The organism is Pseudomonas auratipiscis (genome assembly GCF_036324085.1).
Lineage (GTDB): Bacteria > Pseudomonadota > Gammaproteobacteria > Pseudomonadales > Pseudomonadaceae > Aquipseudomonas > Aquipseudomonas auratipiscis.
Window position 1 is genome coordinate 101,537 of the sequence record NZ_JAZDCU010000008.1, and the last position, 16,418, is coordinate 117,954.

Genomic DNA, 16,418 nt, shown 5'->3' on the forward strand with positions numbered 1-16,418 from the left:
TGAGACTCAGTCTGGTACAGGAATCAGGCGCAGGGCGGTCGCCATACCCCTGAAGGGGGCTGCGTAAGTAGGAAATCGACGAAGAGGGTCGCCACGACGGGGCTGGACAAGGTAACAGGAGGTTTGATGATCGAGACTTGTAGCATGCCGCCAGTCTTGCATTCCTGGCCCGGCTTGCAGGGCTTGCCGTGTTCGACTGGGCTTTTCATATCGTTGCAGCAGTCCATGCCCATGTCGTCCATCATCGCCTTGTCCATGGTTTTCATTGGGCAGGGTTCAGTCGGTACCTCTATGCCCGCCATCCCACTGAGGGGAAGCGCCAGGCTAATCAGGAAAATGACGCAACACCGTAGGTAGCGTTTCATGCTTGGGAGTCTAGTCGCTGCTAAAGCACCGGACAATTACAAATCCCTCAGGAAGAGCCCATTGACTAGATTTTGAGAGTCCACGAATCTTTTTGAGTTTCGCAGACACCACCATGCCTCGGAAAGAAGCCAACTAGGAGGCTTGGGCAGTCGGCGCTTCCCCGAAGTTGTCAAAATTCAGGCCCCCAGGCATCACGCTTGGCTGCACAGTGGTGACATGTGGGCGAATGTAGGCGAAATTGGTTAGTTGAATATTAATGGCAAAAGCGCTTGCTACCCGACTGCTTCCCTTTGATTGGCAGGAAAAGCAAAGTGAAAGGCGGTCATACCTTCAGATGAGGTGCACCAGACTCTGCCTTTGTGTGCTTCCACAATGGAACGGGTGATCGCAAGACCGAGCCCTGCATTGCTGGGACCTCCCTCCCGCCTGGCCGGATCGGCACGGTAGAAACGATCAAATATCTTGTTGATGTGCTGCGAGTCAATTGTGGCTCCGCCATTTCGGATGGTGAGAGTCACCTTGTCTGAGGAATGCTGGATCTCCACCGCAATTTCGTTTCCTTCCGGCGTGTATCGCATGGCGTTCGAAAGAACATTGGACACAGCTCGGTCGATCATCAGACGGTCTCCAGTGATGATTCCCCTTCCATGAAGGCTTAGCCGTACTCCTCGATCTTCAGCCAGTAATTGGTAGTACTCGAAGAGTTTAGATACGAGATCTTCAAGTTTGATATCGACCTGCTCAGGAATGATGAGTCTGTTGTCAGCCTTGGCGAGGAAGAGCATGTCATCGATCATGCGGGACATCCGCTTGAGGTCCTCCAGATTCGAGTACAAGTTCTCTTCATACGCGTCCAAATCGCGTTTCCTGGTCAGCACGACCTCGGTGTGCGTCAGCAGGTTACTCACCGGGGTTCTTAACTCGTGCGCGATGTCGGCCGAAAAATTGGATAGGCGAACGAATGCGTCGTCCAGGCGTGCGAGCATTCCGTTGAAGGACAAGATCAGTTCTTGAAGTTCAAGTGGCACCGGTTCCAGGGGGATGCGTTCTTGGAGTGACCTAGCAGACATGGACGTCGCAACCTTCGTAATCTGCTCGACGGGGCGCAGCCCACTTTTCGCGACCAACCAACCTAAGCCTGCGCTGACCAACGCGCTGATAACCAGACCGATTCCGAACCACCGTTGCAGGGTTTCAAAGAAATGCACATGGCTGGTGATATCCAGCATCAGCATGACGGTACCGGGGGCTGGGTCGCCTTGGATTTCGACGCGAGACGTGACGCCGCGGAAGTTATGAGATTCGTCCTTCCATTCCCAGATGACTGCTTTGTCAGCTCGCTTGTAACGATCGGGGATCTGCAATGCTTTGAGATCTGAAAACAGCACAGTACCGTCTGAGGTGAGGATCTCCGCCGTCAGATCCTGGTGGGCGCCTAATAGTGCACGTAGTTGCGGTCGCAGTTCTTCCAGCCTCGCTACCGGCGCCTGGATCGACAGGATGTGTCTTGTCGACTCCAGCTTCTCGGATAGCGCTTGTTCATCGAGCATTCGAAAGTGATGTTGAGCCAGCATGTTGAAGCTGATGCCTGCGACCACCAGTACAGCGATGACCGCGAACATGATCATCAAGGTCAGGCGTTTGACGAGTGAGGACTGAGACAGCATCAGTCAGGTGCATCCATCATGTAGCCCATGCCTCTGGCTGTGTGAATGAGCTTCGGAGCAAAGTCGTCATCAATTTTTGCCCGCAGCCGCCGAATCGCCACCTCGATCACATTGGTGTCGCTGTCAAAATTCATGTCCCACACTTGGGATGCAATTAAGGACTTTGGCAACACTTCACCGCGCCGGCGCATCAAAAGCTCAAGAAGTGAAAATTCCTTGGCAGTGAGATCGATTCGTTTGCCGTTTCGGGTGGCTCTCCGCTTGAGAAGGTCTACCTCAAGGTCTGCCATCTTCATGATGGTTTGGGCTGAAGCACTGGTGCCTCGGCGTAATAAGGTTCGCACCCGAGCCAGTAGCTCTGAGAAGGCGAAGGGCTTGATCAGATAGTCATCGGCCCCCAGCTCAAGGCCTTTCACTCGATCGTCCACGCCATCACGAGCCGTCAGGAACAAGACAGGGACGTCCTTACCTGCTGCACGAACCATCCGCAGGACTTCCCACCCATCTAGCCCTGGCATCATCACGTCGAGAATTAGCAGGTCGTAGCTATCGCTCAGTGCATGTTGAAGGGCGTCGGTACCTGAGAGGACACGATCAACAGTAAAACCTGCCTCTGCGAGGCCCTGCTGCAAGTAGGCTCCGGTTTTGGGTTCATCTTCAGCTACTAGTATTTTCATGTGCTCCGACCCCAATGGTGTACATCTTCAGTTTGCAGCAAAAAAGTCGCCCAACCAGAACCTGACGCAAAAGTAATGTATGCATCAGGCGGCTGTAAGGGAGTCCTGTCTACGGTTTGTTATGACCGGCATCGCAATCGTGCCTGCCGTTAGCGGTAGCAGTGACCCTGACAACCTGATGGAGATCGTCCTGTGAAATCGCTCAAACCCGTGCTTTTTGCTACAGCGATGCTGCTGTCGTCAGTTGTGTTCGCTGAAGGTGGAAGCGACCGTGCGCTCGAAAGAATCCAGTTACTTCGGGACCGGGCCGAGGTCGTACTGATAAAAGCGGAGAAAGCTGACCCCAGCCAACGGCATGTACATATGAAGGAGCACATGGCCATGTTGCAGGACTTGATGAACCAGCTGCATCAAGACCATCCCAAAACCGGCATGACAAAAGATGAACATCTCGTGTGGATGGAGAAGCACGACAAGATGGTGGATGACGTCCTTGGTCAGATGGTCCGCGAGCACAAGCTAATGATGGCGGACAAGGAGTGTCATCCATAACCCTGAATTCACGGCCGTTCCCCCTTGCTCCTTTGGCCTAGCGGCGCCCAAACGGCGCCGTTTTTTTTTGCGTTGGGAGCAGTCATTTCGTTTCAGTCTCCGCAGCAGGCGTATGGCCGGATCGAAATGATCAGTCGCGAGAGCCTGACAGAACTGTAATGTCGAGCTCAGCTTTCTGAAAGCGCAGGCTAGCTAATGTGACCCTAAGCCTGAAGCCCTTGGGGCTCACCGTAACTCGTAGAGGAACAACTAATGAACTTGATCAAAGCGCTCGTGATGATGGTTACCTTTGGCATGACTAGCCTTGCTCTGGCCGAAGGCGGTGCCGACCGTACCTTTGCAAGGATGGAGGCAGCCCGTCAGACCTCCATGAGTGCGTTTCAGCTTGCACAGCAGAAGAAAGACCAGGCGCCGGTAGCAGCAGAGATTCACAAACAAGCGAAGCATGAGAGCTGCTGAGCCGAGCTTACAGAAATGTAATCACTCGGGAATCTGTTATGTGGCAGTTTCAGATTGCTTTTTCCCACCGCGGCTTGTGCTTTCTTAAAAGCCTACAACGACTATGGGAATCCTAAGGAAACCGGGACCTGCGACCTCGAACAGCCCGATTATCAGCGAATTACCTGACTGACTGGACACTTCGGCATGCAAAGCAAAACCACGAGACGATCCTTCGTCAAAGGCCTGGCCGCTACTGGACTACTTGGTGGACTGGGCATGTGGCGCACGCCGGTCTGGGCCCTGACCAGCCCTGGCCAACCTAATGTGCTGACAGGCACCGATTTTGATCTGTACATCGGCGAACTGCCGGTCAACATCACCGGAGCAGCTCGTACGGCAATGGCGATCAATGGTTCGCTGCCCGGACCGATTCTTCGGTGGCGCGAAGGTGACACTGTCACGCTCCGGGTTCGCAACCGCTTGAAGCAGGACACTTCCATCCATTGGCACGGCATCATCCTGCCGGCGAACATGGATGGTGTGCCCGGCCTAAGTTTCCATGGCATCGCACCTGATGGCATGTATGAGTACAAATTTAAGGTCCATCAGAACGGGACCTACTGGTACCACAGCCATTCTGGTCTCCAGGAACAAGTCGGGGTGTACGGTGCATTAGTCATCGATGCGAAGGAGCCCGAACCGTTCACCTATGAACGAGATTATGTGGTCATGCTTAGCGACTGGACCGATGAGGACCCTGCCAGGGTTCTGTCCAAGCTCAAGAAGCAGTCGGACTATTACAACTACCACAAGCGTACGGTTGGCGATTTCGTCAACGACGTAAGCGAGATGGGATGGTCAGCTGCCGTGGCGGACCGGAAAATGTGGGCTGAGATGAACATGAGCCCAACTGATCTAGCTGACGTGAGCGGCTATACCTACACCTATCTTATGAATGGCCAGGCCCCGGACAGCAACTGGACGGGAATCTTCAAGCCGGGCGAAAAAATCCGGCTGCGGTTCATCAACGCCTCGGCCATGACGTACTTCGATGTGCGTATTCCTGGTTTGAAAATGACTGTGGTCGCAGCCGACGGACAGCATGTCAAACCGGTGAAGGTTGATGAGTTCCGAATTGCGGTTGCAGAAACCTACGATGTAATCGTCGAGCCGGACGATGCGCAGGCTTACACCATTTTCGCGCAAACCATGGATCGTACAGGGTACTCCAGGGGCACCTTGGCCGTCCGTGAAGGTTTGCAAGCGCCCGTGCCAGCAGTTGATCCACGTCCTCTCATCTCGATGAGCGATATGGGCATGGATCACGGCGGTATGGGCGGGATGGATCACGGCGCAACGCAGGGCGGTATGCCCAGCATGGACCACAGCAAGATGGCTGGAATGGACCATAGCAGCATGGCCGGCATGGATCACAGCAAGATGGCTGGAATGGACCATAGCAGCATGGCCGGCATGGATCACAGCAAGATGGCTGAGATGGACCACAGCAGTATGGCTGGCATGGGCGGTGCCATGCAGACTCACCCAGATTCGGAGACCAACAACCCCTTGGTCGACATGCAGACGATGTCGCCGACGCCTAAGTTGAGCGATCCAGGAATCGGACTGCGCAACAATGGACGCCGTGTCCTGACGTATGCGGATCTGCGAAGCACTTTCATTGATCCAGACGGCCGTGAGCCTGGTCGTACGATCGAACTACACCTCACCGGGCATATGGAAAAGTTCTCATGGTCTTTTGATGGGATTAAGTTTTCTGATGCCGAGCCTCTGCGCCTCAAATATGGCGAGCGTCTTCGCCTCACGTTGGTCAACGACACCATGATGACTCATCCCATCCATCTCCACGGCATGTGGAGCGACCTGGAGGACGAGGACGGTAACTTCATGGTGCGAAAACACACCATCGACATGCCTCCTGGCTCAAAACGAAGCTATCGCGTGACTGCCGATGCTTTAGGGCGATGGGCCTACCACTGCCACCTACTGCTCCACATGGAAATGGGCATGTTTCGAGAAGTCCGTGTGGACGAATAAACTGGAGATCTGAGATGAGCAAACCAATGAAACGTAGCGCCTTTTTCTTCTCTGCCGCCATGGTAGGTCTTCTGGCTGTTTATGCCCCTTCCTCGTGGTCCAGTGATAATCATGAGCAACACACTCAGAAGTCTGCTAACGCCCCAAGTTCAGCTAAATCCAACGCCGGAACCAAGGGCGCACAGGGTAAGCAAGCCGAAGGCATGGATCATGGCTCTATGAAGGGCATGGATCATGGCTCTATGAAGGGCATGGATCATGGCTCGATGGAAGGCATGGATCACAGCAAAATGATGGATTCGCAAGGCGGCGAAAAAGCTAAGGCAGGGAAAGATGACCAATAGGCTGGCACGACCATCGCTCTTGGCATTGGCTGTGTCCCTCGGCGCACTGAGTGGGGCGCCCAGCTTTGCGGCTGAAGAAATGGACCATTCAGCGATGGGGCATGGGTCTATGCAAATGGATCCAGCCTCCTCACAAAGCGCGATGCAGGGTATGGACCACAGCCAGATGGGGGCAAGCAAGCAGCCGAAAAAGCCCGCTTCTGTTGATCACAGCAAGATGGATCATGGCTCCATGCAGGGAAGCATGGACTCCATGGATCACAGCAAGATGGGGCACGGTCAACCTAAGGTAAAACCTAGTTCCATGGACCACAGCAAGATGGGCCATGGGAGTATGGAAGGAATGGATCACGGAGCCATGGATCATTCGAAGATGGACCACGGCTCTGCCAATGCCCCCACGACGACCAGTCGTACTCCGATTCCTGTATTGACCGACGCGGATCGAAAAGCGGCGTTTCCCCCACTGGGCGGTCATGAAGTCCACGATAGCGGTATCAACAGCTTCTTCTTGTTGGATCAGCTTGAGTACCAGAATGCAGACGAAGGCAGCACGCTGGCTTGGGATGCTTCGGGATGGGTTGGAGGTGACATCAATCGGCTATGGATCCGTTCTGAGGGCGAGCGCATGAATGGCGTTACCGAGGATGCTGAGCTGCAGCTTTTGTACGGGCGCTCAATCGGTCCTTGGTGGGATGTGGTTGCTGGGGTTCGCCAGGATTTCAAACCAGAATCTCCCCAGACATGGGCAGCTTTCGGTATTCAGGGCATGGCGCTATACGAATTCGAGGCTGAAGCCACCGCTTTCATTGGTGAGAATGGTCAGAGCGCCGCACGGCTGGAAGGCGAATACGACATCCTCCTGACCAATCGCCTGATCTTGCAGCCAACCGCTGAAGCTAATTTCTATGGCAAAAACGATCCTGAGCGCGGTGTAGGCTCCGGCCTCGCCAACACCGAAGTTGGACTGCGCTTACGATATGAACTTGTTCGCCAATTTGCACCCTACATAGGCATCACCTGGAGCCGCTCCTACGGCAAAACTTCCGACCTGATTCGAGACGAAGGTGGGGATGTGGACGAAGCCCGATTCGTTGCCGGTATTCGGATGTGGTTTTGAGAACCTGACATGAAGAAAACAATTACAACGCTTGTGGCAGCAGGCGCCGTGGGTAGTGCGGCTGTGCTGGGGGTCGCGTATTTCGGCCTGGTCAACGTCGGTGCTGATGATCCTCACTTTCCGGCAGTCCATGCATTCCTCTCCATGGCGCGGGATCGCTCTATCGAGGTTCGTGCAAGAGATATCGAGGTACCGAATCTAAAGGATGAAACCCTTATTCGTACTGGCGCCGGGAACTACAATGCTATGTGTATCGGTTGTCACCTCGCCCCAGGGGTTGATAAGACTGAGCTCAGCCAAGCACTTTATCCGTCTCCTCCCAACCTCACCAAGATTGGCTTAGACGATGGTCCCGCCGCTGCGTTCTGGACCATCAAGCACGGTATCAAGGCCACCGGCATGCCTGCTTGGGGCAAGAGTATGGGTGACCAATACATCTGGGGCATTGTCGCCTTCCTGGACCAACTACCGCAGATGAACGCTGAACAGTACAAAGCGCTGGTAGCAACCAGTGGCGGGCATCAGCACGGCGGTGGGGAAAGTGAGATGCACAACCATGAAGGCCAGCATGGCGGGAATGAGTCTGACCACCACAGCAAGCCTGCCTCCGCAGGAGGCCATCACGATATGGAGCAAGCGGAGGCACATCATTCACCTTCCGCTGATCCCACCAGCGCCAAGCCTGGCACCGACCATCACAGTGGTCATGACGCGGCCGAAGCTGATAGTGATCATCACTCCAAGCCGACTCCGAAGACTCATACTCACAGCGATGGAAAGGAGCATTCCCATGAAAGCTAAAAGCCGCTTCCTGAGGTTGACCGCCCTTGCTGCTTTTCTATTGCTACCGCCAGTTTACGCAGCCGTGCCAACCACGATCGATGTGCACCGGGATGCAAATTGCGGGTGCTGTAAAAAGTGGGTTGCACACATGGAACAGAATGGTTTCAAGGTCATTGATCACGTCGAAACTGACATGAGTGCTGTAAAGCAGAAACTCGGGGTCGCGCCACGTTTAGCGTCCTGTCACACCGCAGTGTTCGACGGAAAGTTTGTCGAGGGACATGTCCCAGCTGAACAGGTTCGTGAGCTAGCAAAACGAAAAGACCTGCTTGGCATTGCCGTACCAGGGATGCCCGCAGGCTCCCCAGGGATGGAAGTGGATGGCGTCATGCATGCTTATCAGGTCATCGGCCTCACCAAGAGCGGAGGTGATGAAGTGGTTGCAGAATATCCAGGCCACTAACCCTCCCCACAACAAAAACGGCGCCTTGGAGGCGCCGTTTTTGTTGTGGGGAGGCCACTATGATTGGTCAACTCTGACCACGGCAACCTATGCCGGCTGTACGGTACTCAAGGATGTTGAGCTTTCCAGTCGAGTCTTCATAGGTCATTTGCGCCGGCATCACGTCACAGGTACCCCGGTTCGAGGTCACATTGATCACTTTCGCAATGTCGAGTTGCATCCCGTAGCGATAGTGGGTTACCTCTGGTGGGGTTTTTCCATTAGCAGTGGCATAAGCGCGCATAGCTTGTTCATTTGCCTGAATCATCTTCCCGTGCAAACGGTCGGAGCCGCCCTCAGCTAGTGCGGCCGAAGAAGCCGTCAGGATCAGTAAAGCGGCAACACCTTTGATAGTTTTCATATTCATCACTCCGATTTGGCGTGACTGAATCTTAAGGGGATGGAGCTGTCGCTCGAGTGATGGGCCGATTACATCTTCGTAAGTCGAGCTCAAGCATAGCGGAAGGGTATCCGAGATTAAAAAAGACGTTGTATATCATGTAGTTAAAATTCTACGGCTTTTTTTATTCTTTAGATCCAGTGCGCATAAGGCTGCATGGGCGGGCAGCCGTTTTGATTCGCTGAGATGGCTCCCAAATCTAGGGTTGATTTCTCCGGCGAGCAGATTGTTGACGTGTCCACGTTTCATGGAATGTGGACAGTCGGGCTGAAGGCCCGCTGTCAATTTAGGTTGCATTGGAGAAGGGTGGCCCCGGGACGGAAGTTGGTGACATAGATTGAACTCTGTGGACCCTAAAGCGAGCAGTACAGGTGAGTTGGCCAGACGGATTTCTCCCATCATCACTTGCTTTGATTTAGAGGTTGCCTGACTCCTCTAGCGTCTCCATGAAATGAGCGATCAATCTGGCGTCCAGAAGCGCATGATGCGGAAATTCTAAATTTCTCAACAATTTTTGGTTTGCATAGGAGATCGAGCGAGCAACAATGCCATTCGGAAGTCCTTGAGGACCGGCCAGGCGCACCAGCAGTGGCCAATCCAACTGTGGGGCATCGCTTATGATTTCGAGGCGAGCAAACTGTCCTAACCAATCCTGAAGTTCATTAGTCGCTGCGGATAAAGATCTGCCGTGCCTTTCCCAATCGAGCTGGGGAAGCACCACCCGCTGGACAAAATTCGAACAATCATTTCTAACCCAGCCGCCTTCAATTTCGACATAAAACTCAGGCCCATTGGGTACAACCAGTGCCAGGCTAAGGAGCTCCCTGTAGTCATCCAGCGAGGTGAACTCACAATCAAGATAAGCTCTCCTGATTTGCTCAGGCGGTACCGACACTGACCGGTAGTTGTTCATACGGAAGCTTGCTGCTTAGCGGAGTCGCAGCTTCGAAGGCTGAAAATAACCTCCGGCTCTTCTTCGCTAGCATCCTGGTCAAGGTCATTTTCAAAGTAATCGACACCCGGATGAACGCTGTATACCAAGCATTGGCGTTCCGACCCGTAGGCTCGCTTAATTTCGATCAACTCATCCATCTTCCAACTGCCGGAGCCGTTCAAGCTACCTGGGCTAACCAAAAAGACGTGAAGAATGCTCAAGCCTTGATCGTCAGCTTGCACCAGCTCAAGCAGGTCCTCCAACAAGGGGATTAGGTAGACGGTCTGCCGAACTGAATCTTCATCAGATTCAATCAGGGTAACGTAGAACCAAGGGTGCTCCGTCAGGTATTCGACGTAGCGCCACATGTGCCCGCCACGCATCAGTGCGCCCACGGGTGACTCTGCATGCTCGAAGGTGAGGAACATAGTGACCTCTGATTCAAAATGAATACTATAGATTGTAGCTCTAAAGTGTTCATTGACGCTTCATCGTTCCTTTTGTCAGGTGTTACAAATGGAACTGAATGTCGCTTTCGGCGAGGCTTTGAAGCGGGTTCGCAACCTTCAAAAAAAGACTCAAGAGGACTTCTCAGATGTGAGCAGTCGGACCTACATGAGCACGCTCGAGCGCGGTTTGAAATCGCCAACTATTGAAAAGGTTGATGCCATCTCAGCAGCCATGGATGTGCATCCTTTGACGCTGCTTGCGGCTGCCTATTTGATTCAGGGGCAGATAGACGTGTCCGTTTTATTGGCTCAGATTCAAGACGAATTGTGCTCCATGGGCTGGCAGGACAGATCTCCAAATGCATGATCGAGGAGGCCGGTCGGGAGATATTGAACGATTTGCTAATTTGATGGAGAAAGTAAATCCAAGCCTTATTCAGTTATAAAGGCCAGCTGGTAAGCAGCGCAAGCGTGCTTCGAAGCTTGTGAAGAAAATGTCTGTCAGCAGAGCTCCTCGAGACCTCGCTTGAAAAATCAGCCTTAGCGCGTGCCGGGAGAGTCAGGCAATGTCGTTGGCAGGGGGCGTCGCTTCAAGTCTATGACTGGTTGCAGTATTGCCAGCTGCTCTTTAACTAACAGTAATTCTGACGTGAGTTCGAGCACGCGCTGCTGTGCACTAATTAACTGTGATTGAGCAATGTCTCGCTGAGCAGTAACGACGTTTAAGCGTATCCTGAGGTCAGATCGGAGTTCACGTTGTCGGCGCTGGGCCTTTCTCTTTGACGGCCTTTCTGCTGAACTGATTTCGACATACGCTTGGATTTCTCGAATTAGCGAAGGAAACCGCGATTTGCGAAGGGCACTTGGATCGCATTCGGCTTCTCTAGCCACATTATTCTGCGAAACCTGACTGCCTCGCTTTAGAATTTGTGGGGCATTGGCTTTAAGACGCTCAAATGCTTGGCGAAACCGTTGTTCCGCAGTTAGAGGCTCATTTTTTAACGACATTCAGAAAGTTCTCCATGCCTTGTCGCTCCGCCAGGAGCGATTTGTATTTAGGGCTGTCTGATGCAATGATGGGCAGTTCTTGGTTGATTTCTTCAATTTCTCTCTCAATTGCAACTGCTTTACTACGATCATAGAGTGCATCGGGGCAGGGCGGATTGCCGTCACCGCCGGTGCACGGTGAAACGGATTCGATACCCCCGTACAGGCATGTGCCTCGAAATGTACATGCCCCAACAATTGTTTCTCGCAAGTAAACTTGACCTCGACGAGCGGCGGCAGTTAAAGACTTGATATCTTTCCCGGTGATCAAGTTAATAAAGATGGCGTCTTTATGCTCTTCTCCGTATGGAGATACAAAATTTTTATTGAAGGCTAGTTGTAGCTTATTTGCTAGTACTTCGTACATGGTGCTAGTTATGACGGCTGCTACTTCTTCATTGAGTAGTAGCTTGGAATAGCCGCTACCATAGTATAGCGGCATCAATCTTGAGACATGTTTCATTAAGAATTGTAGTGTTGGATTCGAAATTAAGCCACTTGCAAACATATTGACTGCGCTAGTGCGTCTGAGTTGATGCCAACTTAACCTCCAGATACATCCTGCCGAAAATTCTTCATTTAAATTTGGCGTAAGCATCTTGGCGATGCGCAGATCTTCTTCAGTTATGCGAAGTTTGTCATTGTCGAATAGCAGTTTGAATCGTCCGCAGAGCGACTTGTAATCGGTTATGTGTACTCTGGTGGAGTAAGATTGGAATAAGTTTTTATTGCTGCCCCACGGCTCTGAGGCACGGTCAAAAATATACGGGTTTTCAATGTCGTATTTCTTTACCTGCGTAGCTGGATTTGCCGCTATACAGCGCATTCGGAGTTTTGCTATTGAAGTGGAAGCTTTAACTGCAAATTCTACGCTTGGGCTAGTTGGCCATCGTGCATCGCTGTCTTGCTCAGTCTTTGTGGTTTCGCCGCAAATTATAGGTATTCGCCCTAGCTTTTCATCAGTCTCCCAAATAAGACAGTCGGTGCGCAAGGAGCCGGCTTCGTTACGGCGTTGAAGCGTAAAGTTGGCAATATAAATCGTGCATACAATCTGAACTAATGAAAAATAAGCCGAAAAACTTTTAATTTTCATTCCTTTCGGAGAAACGCTAATCCACCGGCTAATAAGATCAAAGATCCCGAAGCGCTTTGCGGTCGTGTCAAAGCGGCCATAATAAATATGCGTCGACTTAGTGTTTTTGGGGTGCTTTTCAAAGCTGAAGGGTTTGTGAGGAAGGTGCTTTGTAACGGCATCTTCAAGTGAGCCTGCGTTAGCTACATATGCATCTAAGCAAAAGTTAAAGCAATTTTCAATTTCTTCCTGATGTAATAGGTAATCGTCTATGCACTCTCGTAGTCGTTCATTTTGGTAAGTCCAAATGCGAGGAGGAATATATGCGGTTTGTTCGGTTTCATGCGTTCGGCGTGTTGTGGATAATCGTTTTATTGTTGTTAAATCCGCGATAAAAAAGCCTATGTGTTCTCGGTTGTCCCACAGGCGATGCAGTTCTAAAATTGCTACATCAAGTTTGCGAGCTGTTAAGCTCTCTTGTATTTTTTCCTGAATTTTTGGGTGGCGTGGAAGATCACTTGCGAGAATATTATTTTCGCTGCAGATGCTTATTAAATCGCGTATTATATGAAATATAGCTTTAAGGCTATTCGCGTTGATGCAAGATTTGATACCCCACATTCGCCAAGTGGTTATAATGCGGAGTAGCCGCGCGTTAGCAGGATCTAAGGATTTTGCTCTACGTCCGGATTTATAGTTAGCATTGATACAGTCATCACCGAAATCCAGGATCATCCGCCTGCCAGCCCATGGTGATATATCCCACAGAGCATCCCCCCATCGTGAAAGCACCTTACCTGTCTGGTCCTCGCTTACAGTCCAATCTTCTGGTGGGGGCCAGCTGGGAGGTCGGAATGATTGGCTGCTAGGACTCAACCAGTCGCAAGTTCGTCTTAAGCCGAGCATCTCCAGCGTCTTCACGGTGACTCCTCCACGGAAGTAATCCTTCTGTGCCACTCTGGATGATAGTTTCCCTCTTCCACTCTAGCGAGCGCTTCGGTCAGCCACTGTCTTCGTAATGGGTTTGACTCGTCAAACCAAGTGAGTTTCTTTGAAATCCTTTCAATTATCAGCTCAGCTGGATGGGCTTCGCTCTGCTTCTTTCCCTGTACCAATTTCGACAGCTCTATTATTTTTAGATGTCTGAAACACGCCAAAGACCAGACATAATCTGGGGTGTCGATGTCCCGGTGATGTTCACAACACATACACCCAGAAGGACGGATGCAGTCCGGCGATAGCATATTATTGGATAAGGTATTTGAACGAACAGGATTTCCATCGCACTCACCTGGCGCCACAGATTCAGTACGAATAAGTGAGGGGTCGTTCATAGACCAAAAACGTATGACTTCAGAAATAGCGCGTTGTTGGCTTGGGTGTTCGTAAACTTCCAAGAGCGTTTCTTTTAAGTGTTGAGCCATCGTTGCAGTTAGATTTGCATCACCTGTTTGGCGTAGCAACCAGTTTACTCGCGTGCTTCTCAGCTTTTGAGGTGAGACAAATTTAATTCCAATATTCTTGCAGGCGTGTCTTAGGTTAAAATGAGGGCGAGTTTCGAAAGGACGGCCAAGTGTCCGAGTTAAGGGGAAGATAGCATCTGAGTCAGGACAAACTTGACGTCGCCACGACAGATAACGTTCGAAGTGCGGTTTGTATTCTTTAAAAATCTCGAATAGAACTTCGCCACCTCTTCGTGCCTTTCGATCACGTATCTGGTATCCGTCAAGGTGGCTGGTGTAGGAAAAATGACGGAATTTAAGTTTGTGAGCTTGAGAGAGGTTCATGCCTGTTTGGCCAATGAACATCAATAGCTCTGCTTCTATCCTTCTATTTATCAGCGGATGTCGGGTACGTAGAGTCCCGTCGGCTTCATAGGCGGCAAAATTTGCAAAGCTTTTTTCTTGGCTCTTGCTTCTGTAACCAAGCTTGAAAGACTCGCGGTGCCGCTGAAGGGATTTTGAGTTATATCCGGACCACTCGATTAGTTCGCCTCCATCGCGCAAGGGGATGCGTACAGGAAGGGGAGATCTCATAACGACGTCGAAAGTTAGGGCGTCACAGATATCTTGCAGAAAATGCCCAAAAGAATATGTTTCTGCAAGATTTTGCTTCTCGGCTGCTATGCCTTGTGCAGTCTTACGCCGCCGTGGCATACGTAAACGTGTGATTGAGATTAGAGGGCTGCCTCGGTTTAAAATCTCGTCAAGCACCACGCCTACGTCATCTCCACTTTGATAGGCAGATGATTGACTAAGGTCTTTGCGTATCTGCTGCCTATAAAGCAGGTAGTCAGTCCAAGCCAGAAAGGTCGACTGGATAGAAATAATATTTAACGGGAGGCATTCACTCTCGGCCCATTTGAACATTGACTTTATGCGCGAGATTTTTCCGTAGGCACTGAATTTGCTTCCGCCGCTGATTAATTTCGTATGTAGGTTTTCATGTATTTTAGTTACAAGTTCTATGCGTTCTTCTATAGGTTTGCCAAGTTTTCCATCTTTAATCTCCTGTAGAACGTTGCGAACAGGACGGCCCGCGCCCCCGTGATATAACAAGCATAAGAGGTTCCAGGGGGTTTCCGTGCGTCCAAGTTGTATAGTAGGGAAAGTAAGATTAGGGGTGGAACTGGCGTTAAGCATCGAAATCACCCCAGTTTCTATTCTTCAAGCCAGTAAAAATTTCATGAAATGCTTGTGCGGCTTCCTGTTTGCCTTTTGTGCTTTCAAGGAACTTTATGTACTTAAATGTCGTAGTTTCTTGCTTGTGATGCATCGCATTTTTTACGAACTCGATTGCAGCTGCAGGTGTTGTGAGGCTTAGCGTTAATTTCATAAGCCACGTACCATAGGTAGCCCGTGTCTGATGAAACTTAAAGCTATCTATAAATTTCAAGTTTGCGTCGCGACCCTTGCGCCGTAGTTCACTAATTAGTGTTCCTATGGTGGTGTTGCTGTACGGATTACCTCGTGAAGTTAGGAAAAGCAGAGTTTTGTCAGAATGAGATGCCTTCGCCTCTCGCTTTAGGCGCTTTACTGAGTATGCGTAGCGTTTAAGTTCATCTAACAGAGCTTTTGGAACTAGCAGGTCACCTGTGACATTGAATTTAGTCTTTACTTTTGTGCCAGGTCCTACTCGGATAAGAAATATATTCTCAATGTAAGAGTCTGGAGTCGCATTTTCTAAATTTTCAATGCGTAGTGTGGAAATTGTATGAAGTCGAGCCCCGGTGAAGAAACCGATTGTAAGCATGAGGTGGAGTTCTTCGGTTTCTTCGCACGCTGTGAAAGCAAGGAGTTGATTCATGTGCGTTTCGCTAAGCGGAGTAAGACCGTCTTCGAGACGCTCACCTAATGCGGGGCGATTGGGGATAGAAAGATCAGTTGAAAAGCGGGTGAGCGCTCGTTTGAAGCCGTGCGTGTCGTAAAATGGAAGTACAACAGCGCGCTCACGCCACATGTGCGTAGTCGGTTGGATGAACTCTTGATCAGCGGCAAATCGGTAGAATTGGACGATTGCGCTGATTCTGGATCGTGCAGTGCTTGGGGCAAGATCACCTGATTCAATCAGGCGGATGAGCGTACCGCGAAAGCGCACTACTGCGCGCTCCAACATGCGAAGGGGAAAGTGGCGCCAGTCGAGTCCGTGCTCCTCAAGAAAACCTGCATATGAATGCAGGTGCTTCATCAGGCTTTCTGCTGTTTGGACATTACAACGCTGGTTTGTAACCTTGTCTAAAGCCCACAGGTTCGCTTCAGTCCAGCCTTCGCCACTCTTCCAGAAAATCTGAGGTAGGCGCTGTACCCTGTCGGCAATACCGTCAGGTTCCCAGCTAAGTGTTTCACCAGCTTGGACTTCTCGCCAGGGTTGGAAGTCCAAGTGCTCTAGATTTGCCATTGACACCCCCAGAGTCTGGCGACGCTGGGGCAATCAAAACCCTATCGTCGTCTGAGGAAATCACCACCCCTTTGTGTGTCCATAGCGTGGCACACAAAGGGTGGATGTC

At 51.2% G+C, this 16,418-nt stretch carries 17 protein-coding genes; 8 read left to right on the forward strand and 9 right to left on the reverse strand.

The window, feature by feature from the left end; translation table 11 throughout:
* Positions 1 to 23: 23 nt before the first annotated feature.
* The 3 genes from V0R60_RS13325 to V0R60_RS13335 all read right to left on the reverse strand — a co-directional run bounded on the left by V0R60_RS13325 (position 24) and on the right by V0R60_RS13335 (position 2,710).
* Positions 24 to 365: a hypothetical protein gene (locus V0R60_RS13325; RefSeq protein WP_302028812.1), complete on the reverse strand. Its 342-nt coding sequence runs from the start codon at positions 363 to 365 to the stop codon at positions 24 to 26.
* Positions 366 to 638: 273 nt separating this feature from the next.
* Positions 639 to 2,033 carry a heavy metal sensor histidine kinase gene (locus V0R60_RS13330; RefSeq protein WP_302028810.1) on the reverse strand — a complete coding sequence of 465 codons (1,395 nt, stop codon included), beginning with the start codon at positions 2,031 to 2,033 and terminating at the stop codon, positions 639 to 641.
* Positions 2,033 to 2,710: a heavy metal response regulator transcription factor gene (locus V0R60_RS13335; protein ID WP_302028808.1), complete on the reverse strand. Its 678-nt coding sequence runs from the start codon at positions 2,708 to 2,710 to the stop codon at positions 2,033 to 2,035. The genes V0R60_RS13330 and V0R60_RS13335 overlap by 1 nt, the downstream gene beginning before the upstream one ends.
* 192 nt (positions 2,711 to 2,902) lie before the next feature.
* Here V0R60_RS13335 and V0R60_RS13340 point away from each other — a divergent pair, with 192 nt between their 5' ends.
* The 7 genes from V0R60_RS13340 to V0R60_RS13370 all read left to right on the forward strand — a co-directional run bounded on the left by V0R60_RS13340 (position 2,903) and on the right by V0R60_RS13370 (position 8,471).
* Positions 2,903 to 3,262 carry a co-regulatory protein PtrA N-terminal domain-containing protein gene (locus V0R60_RS13340; RefSeq protein WP_302028806.1) on the forward strand — a complete coding sequence of 120 codons (360 nt, stop codon included), beginning with the start codon at positions 2,903 to 2,905 and terminating at the stop codon, positions 3,260 to 3,262.
* 252 nt (positions 3,263 to 3,514) lie between these two features.
* Positions 3,515 to 3,721 (forward strand): co-regulatory protein PtrA N-terminal domain-containing protein, encoded by a 207-nt coding sequence (locus tag V0R60_RS13345; protein WP_302028805.1) that lies wholly within the window; start codon positions 3,515 to 3,517, stop codon positions 3,719 to 3,721.
* Positions 3,722 to 3,907: 186 nt separating this feature from the next.
* Positions 3,908 to 5,761, forward strand: a complete 1,854-nt coding sequence (locus V0R60_RS13350; RefSeq protein ID WP_330079856.1) for a copper resistance system multicopper oxidase — start codon at positions 3,908 to 3,910, stop codon at positions 5,759 to 5,761.
* Between the two features lie 14 nt (positions 5,762 to 5,775).
* Complete coding sequence (locus V0R60_RS13355; RefSeq protein WP_302028803.1) at positions 5,776 to 6,105, forward strand: hypothetical protein; 330 nt, start codon at positions 5,776 to 5,778, stop codon at positions 6,103 to 6,105.
* The gene (locus V0R60_RS13360; RefSeq protein WP_330079857.1) at positions 6,095 to 7,225 is read left to right on the forward strand and encodes a copper resistance protein B; all 1,131 of its coding nucleotides are present in this window, start codon (positions 6,095 to 6,097) and stop codon (positions 7,223 to 7,225) included. Before V0R60_RS13355 ends, V0R60_RS13360 begins: the two co-directional genes overlap by 11 nt.
* A gap of 9 nt (positions 7,226 to 7,234) precedes the next feature.
* On the forward strand, positions 7,235 to 8,026 hold the full coding sequence (locus tag V0R60_RS13365) for a c-type cytochrome (RefSeq protein WP_302028799.1): 792 nt from the start codon (positions 7,235 to 7,237) through the stop codon (positions 8,024 to 8,026).
* Positions 8,016 to 8,471, forward strand: coding sequence for a DUF411 domain-containing protein (locus V0R60_RS13370; protein ID WP_302028798.1), 456 nt, complete (start codon positions 8,016 to 8,018; stop codon positions 8,469 to 8,471). The genes V0R60_RS13365 and V0R60_RS13370 overlap by 11 nt, the downstream gene beginning before the upstream one ends.
* 67 nt (positions 8,472 to 8,538) lie before the next feature.
* On the opposite strand, the gene V0R60_RS13375 is transcribed toward V0R60_RS13370, so the two are convergent.
* The 3 genes from V0R60_RS13375 to V0R60_RS13385 all read right to left on the reverse strand — a co-directional run bounded on the left by V0R60_RS13375 (position 8,539) and on the right by V0R60_RS13385 (position 10,272).
* Positions 8,539 to 8,871 carry a DUF2790 domain-containing protein gene (locus tag V0R60_RS13375; protein WP_302028797.1) on the reverse strand — a complete coding sequence of 111 codons (333 nt, stop codon included), beginning with the start codon at positions 8,869 to 8,871 and terminating at the stop codon, positions 8,539 to 8,541.
* A gap of 454 nt (positions 8,872 to 9,325) precedes the next feature.
* The gene (locus tag V0R60_RS13380) at positions 9,326 to 9,823 is read right to left on the reverse strand and encodes a hypothetical protein (protein ID WP_302028795.1); all 498 of its coding nucleotides are present in this window, start codon (positions 9,821 to 9,823) and stop codon (positions 9,326 to 9,328) included.
* Positions 9,820 to 10,272, reverse strand: a complete 453-nt coding sequence (locus V0R60_RS13385) for a hypothetical protein (RefSeq protein WP_302028794.1) — start codon at positions 10,270 to 10,272, stop codon at positions 9,820 to 9,822. Before V0R60_RS13385 ends, V0R60_RS13380 begins: the two co-directional genes overlap by 4 nt.
* A gap of 88 nt (positions 10,273 to 10,360) precedes the next feature.
* Here V0R60_RS13385 and V0R60_RS13390 point away from each other — a divergent pair, with 88 nt between their 5' ends.
* The gene (locus V0R60_RS13390; protein WP_302028793.1) at positions 10,361 to 10,660 is read left to right on the forward strand and encodes a helix-turn-helix domain-containing protein; all 300 of its coding nucleotides are present in this window, start codon (positions 10,361 to 10,363) and stop codon (positions 10,658 to 10,660) included.
* Between the two features lie 624 nt (positions 10,661 to 11,284).
* Here the strand turns inward: V0R60_RS13390 and V0R60_RS13395 are convergent.
* The 3 genes from V0R60_RS13395 to V0R60_RS13405 are packed head-to-tail and all read right to left on the reverse strand — an operon-like array spanning position 11,285 to position 16,309.
* Positions 11,285 to 13,333, reverse strand: coding sequence for a hypothetical protein (locus V0R60_RS13395; RefSeq protein WP_302028791.1), 2,049 nt, complete (start codon positions 13,331 to 13,333; stop codon positions 11,285 to 11,287).
* Complete coding sequence (locus V0R60_RS13400) at positions 13,330 to 15,054, reverse strand: site-specific integrase (protein ID WP_302028790.1); 1,725 nt, start codon at positions 15,052 to 15,054, stop codon at positions 13,330 to 13,332. The genes V0R60_RS13395 and V0R60_RS13400 overlap by 4 nt, the downstream gene beginning before the upstream one ends.
* A complete protein-coding gene (locus V0R60_RS13405; RefSeq protein WP_302028788.1) occupies positions 15,047 to 16,309 on the reverse strand; it encodes a tyrosine-type recombinase/integrase in 1,263 nt (420 codons plus the stop codon). The genes V0R60_RS13400 and V0R60_RS13405 overlap by 8 nt, the downstream gene beginning before the upstream one ends.
* Positions 16,310 to 16,418 lie beyond the last annotated feature (109 nt).